The organism is Sphingobium sp. AntQ-1 (assembly GCF_028538045.1).
Classification (GTDB): Bacteria; Pseudomonadota; Alphaproteobacteria; order Sphingomonadales; family Sphingomonadaceae; genus Sphingobium; species Sphingobium cupriresistens.
Window position 1 is genome coordinate 2,088,792 of sequence record NZ_CP117158.1, and the last position, 6,209, is coordinate 2,095,000.

General features: G+C 65.9%; 7 protein-coding genes (1 of these 7 only partly in view). 5 read left to right on the forward strand and 2 right to left on the reverse strand.

Annotated features, from left to right (window positions below):
- Positions 1-11 precede the first annotated feature (11 nt).
- From prmC to sphantq_RS10475, 4 genes are all read left to right on the forward strand, one after another.
- Positions 12-848, forward strand: coding sequence for a peptide chain release factor N(5)-glutamine methyltransferase (gene prmC / locus sphantq_RS10460; RefSeq protein ID WP_272798462.1), 837 nt, complete (start codon positions 12-14; stop codon positions 846-848).
- A 305-nt stretch (positions 849-1,153) separates the two neighbouring features.
- Positions 1,154-2,056 carry a DUF4167 domain-containing protein gene (locus tag sphantq_RS10465; protein WP_272798463.1) on the forward strand — a complete coding sequence of 301 codons (903 nt, stop codon included), beginning with the start codon at positions 1,154-1,156 and terminating at the stop codon, positions 2,054-2,056.
- A gap of 186 nt (positions 2,057-2,242) precedes the next feature.
- Positions 2,243-3,646: a DUF4139 domain-containing protein gene (locus sphantq_RS10470; RefSeq protein ID WP_129925583.1), complete on the forward strand. Its 1,404-nt coding sequence runs from the start codon at positions 2,243-2,245 to the stop codon at positions 3,644-3,646.
- Between the two features lie 13 nt (positions 3,647-3,659).
- Positions 3,660-5,207 carry a DUF4139 domain-containing protein gene (locus sphantq_RS10475; RefSeq protein ID WP_272798464.1) on the forward strand — a complete coding sequence of 516 codons (1,548 nt, stop codon included), beginning with the start codon at positions 3,660-3,662 and terminating at the stop codon, positions 5,205-5,207.
- A gap of 3 nt (positions 5,208-5,210) precedes the next feature.
- Here the strand turns inward: sphantq_RS10475 and sphantq_RS10480 are convergent, their stop codons facing one another.
- Together sphantq_RS10480 and sphantq_RS10485 are read right to left on the reverse strand one after the other, a co-directional pair.
- The gene (locus sphantq_RS10480; protein ID WP_066607357.1) at positions 5,211-5,606 is read right to left on the reverse strand and encodes an acyl-CoA thioesterase; all 396 of its coding nucleotides are present in this window, start codon (positions 5,604-5,606) and stop codon (positions 5,211-5,213) included.
- Complete coding sequence (locus sphantq_RS10485; RefSeq protein ID WP_066607361.1) at positions 5,596-5,895, reverse strand: hypothetical protein; 300 nt, start codon at positions 5,893-5,895, stop codon at positions 5,596-5,598. The genes sphantq_RS10480 and sphantq_RS10485 overlap by 11 nt, the downstream gene beginning before the upstream one ends.
- 73 nt (positions 5,896-5,968) lie before the next feature.
- Here sphantq_RS10485 and sphantq_RS10490 point away from each other — a divergent pair, with 73 nt between their 5' ends.
- Positions 5,969-6,209: the 5' portion of a CBS domain-containing protein gene (locus sphantq_RS10490; RefSeq protein WP_272798465.1), read on the forward strand. 185 nt of this gene lie beyond the right edge of the window; 241 of the gene's 426 nt are visible here — the first part of the coding sequence; its start codon is at positions 5,969-5,971; the stop codon falls past the right edge of the window.

Here is a 6,209-nt window from a genome sequence, read left to right on the forward strand (position 1 = left end):
CTTTTGCCCGCATGACGATCGAGGGCGTCCCCGACGCGCTACGCGCTGCAACTGTCCAACTCGCCGTCGCAAGCGATACCGCCCGGCTCGACGCCGAATTGCTGATGGCCCATGCGCTGGGCCTGTCGCGTAACGACATGCTGCTGCGCCAGCGCGACCTGGCCGTGCCCGAAAGCTTCGCCCCCCTGCTCGCTCGTCGCTTGACGGGCGATCCGATCGCCCACATCACCGGCGCCCGCGATTTCTGGACGATCACCCTGTCCGTCACGCCCGACACGCTGATCCCCCGCCCCGACAGCGAAACGCTGATCGAAGTGGCGGTCGATCATTTCGCAACCCGCGCGCCCGCCACGATCCTCGACCTTGGCGTCGGCTCCGGCGCGTTGCTGCTGGCGGCGCTGGCGGAGTGGCCCGACGCGCAAGGTCTGGGCATAGACGCCTCCGCGGCCGCGCTCGCCGTGGCGCAGGGCAATGCGGCGCGTCTGGGCATGGCCGACCGCGCGCGCTTCAGCCTCGGCGACTGGGCGCTGGGCGTGGACGGTCCGTTCGACCTGCTGCTCATCAATCCGCCCTATATCGTCGCGGACCTGCCGCTGTCCGGCGATGTGCTGCGCGAACCGGCCAGTGCGCTGTTCGCGGGCGCCGATGGCCTTGACGATTATCGCCGCATCGCGCCCGACCTGCCCCGGCTGATCGCTTCGGGCGGCATGGCCGCGATCGAGATCGGCCACGATCAGGCGGCCAGCGTCGCCGCATTGCTGCGGGAAAACGGGTTGGCCGTCGCTCTGCGGCGCGATCTGGCCGGGCATGACCGCTGCCTGATTGCGACGAACCCAGCTTGGAAATAATCGATTTGCCGATATTCAGGCGAAAATTGCTTGGTTTATGGCGCGAAAGCCACTACATCGACCTTAGGGACGGCTCTATCTTGTGACATGGTCGCTTAGATCATTGATAGAAAAGGCCGTTTTCTTAGCTCCTTATAGTCATGACGGCGTATGCTGCGCAGCGCCGCTGGCAGTCGGGGTAGTGATCCGGGAAGGATCATGCCGTGGCGGAGCCGTATCCGGCCTGAAGGACAGGCCGTGCTTGGGGATGGCGACTGAACAGTGTTTTCAGCCAATGATGTCATAGCGAACGCAAGGATCATATCTTGATCAACAACCGGCAGGCCGGCCGCCGCAATCGCGGCCGGAACAATAATAACAACGGACGTCCCAACGGCAATAATCGGGGCGGTGGCGATAATGGTAACCGCATCGACAACCGCGCCCGCGGCAACGCGACCCAGCTTCTTGAGAAATACAAGAATATGGCGCGCGATGCCCAGATGGCCGGCGACCGGGTGAACGCCGAATATTATCTGCAGTTCGCCGATCATTATTTCCGCGTGCTCGCCGACAATCGCGCCCGTCAGGAGGAGCAAAATCCCCGGCAGCGCACCCGCGACGATGGTTTCGACCAGGATGGCGATGATTTCGACGGCGGCTATGACGGCGTCGACGATTTCCGCACCGATCAGCAGCACGCCCATGATCGCGCGCCCCGTGAGCAGAACCAGCGGGACCAGAACGGTCGCGACCACGGCAACCGGGACCAGGTCCAGCGCGAACAGGGCCAGCGCGACCCGCAGCAGGATCGCCGACCAGATCGTCAGGACGATAATCGCGAAGCCCGCGAGCCGCGTGAAAACCGCGAACCGCGCGCCGGCAATGTCCGCCGCGACCGTCCCCGCCGCGACCGCTTCAACGCCGATGCGCCGGTGCAGCAGGAAATGGGCGTAGAAGGTCCGGCGGGCAATCCCGCCACGGAAGCCCCGCGCCAGCAGCCGGTCGTCCAGACCGCACCCGAATCGACTGCGCCCGAAGCCGAGGCCCCTCGCCCCCGTCGCGGTCGCCCGCGCAAGGTCGTGGCGGACGCGGACACGAACGAAGGGCTGGATTTGGCGGTGCTGCCGCCCTCGATCGCCCGCGCCGACAATGACGCCGACGTGGCCGAGGAAGCGCCCAAGAAGCGCACCCGTCGCGCCCGCCCGGCGACCGAAGCCGCCGAATAAGCGCTCGATAGCGAAAAAATCAGGGGACGGCGCCGCAACGCGCCGTCCCCTTTTTCATGTCCCCGTCTTTTCTCGCCGCTACCGACAAGCCGGCTTTGCAACCCCGGCGCGATCCGGCACAAGGCGTTATATATCTGGCACATATCTGGAGAGAGGCCGATGAGAGCCGCGCACCTGCTGCCCCTGATGCTCACTGCCCTGCCCCTGTCGGCCCTGTCCCTTTCGGCCCTGTCCCCTTCGGCGATGGCGCAAAGCGCGGCCGATCCCACCGGCGCCACCGCGCAGGGCGATGTCGCCGTCACCATCTACAATAATGGCCAGTCGCTGGTGCAGGACGATCGGCAATTGCCGGTGACGGCAGGCCGCAACCGCATCGAATTTCCCGACGTGTCGGCCCGCATCCGCCCGGAAACGGTGAACCTGTCCGGCCCCGGCCTCGCCATCGTCGAACAGAATTTCGATTATGACCTCCTTTCCCCCGACAAGTTGATGGACAAGGCGGTGGGGCAGGAAGTGACGCTGCTGCGCACCAACCCGGCCACCGGCGCGGAAACGCGCGAACGCGCCAAGATTCTCGCCGCCAATGGCGGCATCGTCCTCCAGATTGGCAGCCGGATCGAGGTGTTGCGCGACGATGGCCTGCCGGTCCGCGTCATCTTCGACCGGGTGCCCCCCAATCTGCGCGCCCGTCCCACCCTGTCGGTCACGGTGCAGGCGGATCGCGGCGGCACGATCCCGGCCCGCCTCTCCTACCTCACCCCCAATCTGGGCTGGACGGCCGACTATGTCGCGCTGTTCGACGCGGCCAAGGGGGCCATGGACATGCAGGGCTGGGTCACGCTCACCAATAATACGGGCACCACCTTCACCGACGCGAAGACGATATTGGTCGCGGGCGACCCGGCCAATGGCGGCGGCCGCAATAATTGGTGGCAAACAGGCAGCGGCGCGATCGACCAGGCCGGGACCGAAAGCGGTCCACGCGAACGGCTGGGCGACTATTATCTCTATCCGCTGGCCGCCCGCACCACGATCGCCAATGCGCAGCAGAAACAGGTCAGCTTCCTCGACGTGAAGGGCGCCCCGGCCCGCGCCACCTATGAATATGTCAATGGCTGGCTTGGCAGTTCGGCCGAACCGATGAGCGCATCGAGCGTGCTGAAATTCTCCACCTCGAAGCAAGGCGGCCTGGGCGATCAACTGCCTGCCGGCACGATCCGCGTCTATATGCGCGACGCGCGCGGCGACCCGCAATTCATCGGCGAAAACAGCATCGACCATACGCCCATGGGGTCTTCCATGGCGCTCCGCACCGGCGAGGCGTTCGATGTGAAGGTGCGCCCCACCGTCGAACAGCGCACGCGCAAGGGGAACGCGCGCTGGGAAACCAGGATGCGCTACACGCTCACCAACGCCCGTTCCGAATCCGTGACGATCGATCTGGCGCAGCAGGGATTATGGGGCGACGCGCGCGTGACGGCGCAAAGTCTGGAAGGCAAGCGCGTCTCTGCCGACCGGATGGAATGGAGCGTGCCGGTCCCCGCCAACGGCACGGTCGACCTGAGCGTTACCTTCGATTCGCGCTACTGACGGGAGAGCGCCCGTGCCGCGCATCCTTGTCCTGTTGTTGGCGCTCTGGGCGCTGGCCGTCCCGGCGCAGGCGGAAACGATCGTTTCGCCCCGCGCCGCTTCCGTCTCCGTCACCGTCTACCGCGCGCCCTTTCGGGCCAAGGGGCCGATCGACCGCGACTGGCCGGGCGGCTATGCGCTCATCACTGAAAGCCGCACCGTCGATCTGCCGCAGGGCGAATCGGTCCTGCGGTTCGAAGGGGTGGCCGAGGGGCTGATGCCCGAAACCGCGATCCTGTCCGGTATGCCGCGCGGCGTGCGGGAAAAAAACAGGGACGCCCGTCTGCTGTCGCCCGCGGGCCTGGTCGACGCTTATCTCAAGCGCAGCGTCACGCTGCGTCGCACCGATCGCAAGACCGGCAAGGTGACGCAGCAGGATGCGATCATCAGCGCCGGGCCGACCGGCGGCGTGATCCTGAAAACAGCGCAGGGCTATGAGGCGCTGGGATGCAGCGGCCTGCCCGAACGGATGCTCTATCCGCAAAAACCCGCCGACCTGTCGCCCCGCCCGACCCTGTCGGTGATCGCCACCAGCGACCGTCCCACCCGCGCGACGCTGCAACTCACCTATCTGGCCGAAGGGTTCGACTGGGCCGCCAACTATGTCGCGGACATGGGCGACGATGGCCGCACGCTCGACCTCATGGCCTGGCTTACGGTCGCCAATGGCGGGGTCACCGGCTTTCCCGACGCGCAGTTGAGCGTCATCGCCGGTCAGCCGAACAAGCAGGCTCGCAGGGCACAACCGCGCCCAACCGGCGGCCCGCTGCGCCTGACCTGCTGGCCGACGGACGTCACCAGCACCCATCCAAAATGGATTCTTTCCCCGACAGAAGGGCCACCTCCTCCGCTGATGTACGTCGCGGCAGAGGCAGAAGACATCGTGGTCACCTCAATGCGCCGTACCGAAGGCGTCGTCATGGCCGCACCCGCGCCGCCTCCACCGCCCCCGCCGCCGCCAGAGGATGTCGGCGACCTCAAACTCTATCGCGTGCCGATGGCGGTCGATGTCGCGCCTAATGCGCAGAAACAGGTCGCGCTGCTGCGCCAGCCCGGCGTGAAGGTCGAACGCCTCTATGCTGCGACCGTCTATGGCGACGCCGGATCACAATCGATGACGCTGCGGCTGCGCGCGCAGAATCGAAAGGATGATGGCCTCGGCCTGCCCATGCCGTCAGGCCGGGTCGCAGTGTTCGAGCAGGTTCAGGACATGCGCCTGCTCGCAGGCGAAGCCGATATCGGCGACAAGGCGGAGGGCGAACGGGTCGATTATGACATCGCGTCCAGCGCCGATGTCCGCATCGCCGCGCGGGTGAGCGCGCAATCGCGCAAGTCCCGCAATTGGGCGATCACCCTGACCAACGCCCGGCCCTTCGCCGTGACGGTGGAGGTTACGATCCCCCACGACATCGCCCCGCGCCCGGCAGACATGGAGCGGCGCGGCAATGGCTGGATCTGGCGGACCAGGATCCCCGCCAATGACAAGCGGACATGGTCCTATACGGAGCGTCTGGCCCGCTGAGCGTCAGGCGTCGGGCAGGGGGCGGGGCCGATGGTTGGCATCCAGCGCCACGAATGTATAGACGCCGCTGGTCAGCAGCACTTCCTCCATGTCGCTGCCACGTATCGCCACCACGTCGATTCGTATCGCGACCGACGTGCGGCCGCGCCGCTCCTCAACCGCATAGACCGACACGACATCGCCCAGCAGGATGGGGGTGATGAAGGTCATGCTCTCGATCGCCACCGTGGCCACCGCGCCCTGCGCGATTCGCCCCGCCACGATGCCGCCGGCGATATCCATCTGGCTCAGCACCCAGCCGCCGAAGATATGGCCGTTGGCGTTGATGTCGGTCAGATGCGGCACCAAACGCAACACCACTTCGCCCCGCGCGCCGGTTTTGGCTCTGTCAGTCGTCAAGCGGCGCCTCGTCCTTCAGCCTGTCCATCACCTGCTCGTCATGCCCGGTGCCGCTCGACAAAAATGTCAGCGCCATCAGGCCGGTCCCCAGCATGAAAGTCAGCCATACGCCCAAAATGGTGGCGATCACCATGTGAATCGGCAACCGTCCGGCCCACCAATGGAGGAACAGCAGCGCCAGCCCGACGCACAGCGCGCCGCCCAGCGCCATCCACGCCATGATGCGGCGAAACCGCGCCCAGGCGGTTGCGGCGATCTGGGGATCATCCAGGGCTTGCTTGCGCGTCATCTCTTTTCATTGGGCCGCGAAAGTGGGATCATCAAGCGCCTATCGGGAAATGTCTCGGAAAAGGAGAGTGGTCATGAGCATCGCAGCGATTTTGCAGGGCAAGGGCGAGGTCATCAGCGTGCGGCCGACGGACAACCTGCTCTCCGTGGTGCAATTGCTGGCGGACCGGCGCATCGGTTGCGTGCCAGTGGTCGAGGATGGGCAGGTCGTCGGCATTTTTTCCGAACGGGATGTGGTCTATCGCGTGGCCAGGGACGGCGCAGCCGCGCTCGATCATAATGTCGGCGAAGTCATGACCGCGCCCGCCATCACCA

Coding starts and splice junctions, on each gene's coding strand:
- prmC (WP_272798462.1), top strand. CDS start 12: ATGACGATCGAGGGCGTCCCCGACGCGCTACGCGCTGCAACTGTCCAA.
- sphantq_RS10470 (WP_129925583.1), top strand. CDS start 2,243: ATGCTCACTGCCCTGCCCCTGTCGGCCCTGTCCCTTTCGGCCCTGTCC.
- sphantq_RS10485 (WP_066607361.1), bottom strand. CDS start 5,895: ATGACGCGCAAGCAAGCCCTGGATGATCCCCAGATCGCCGCAACCGCC.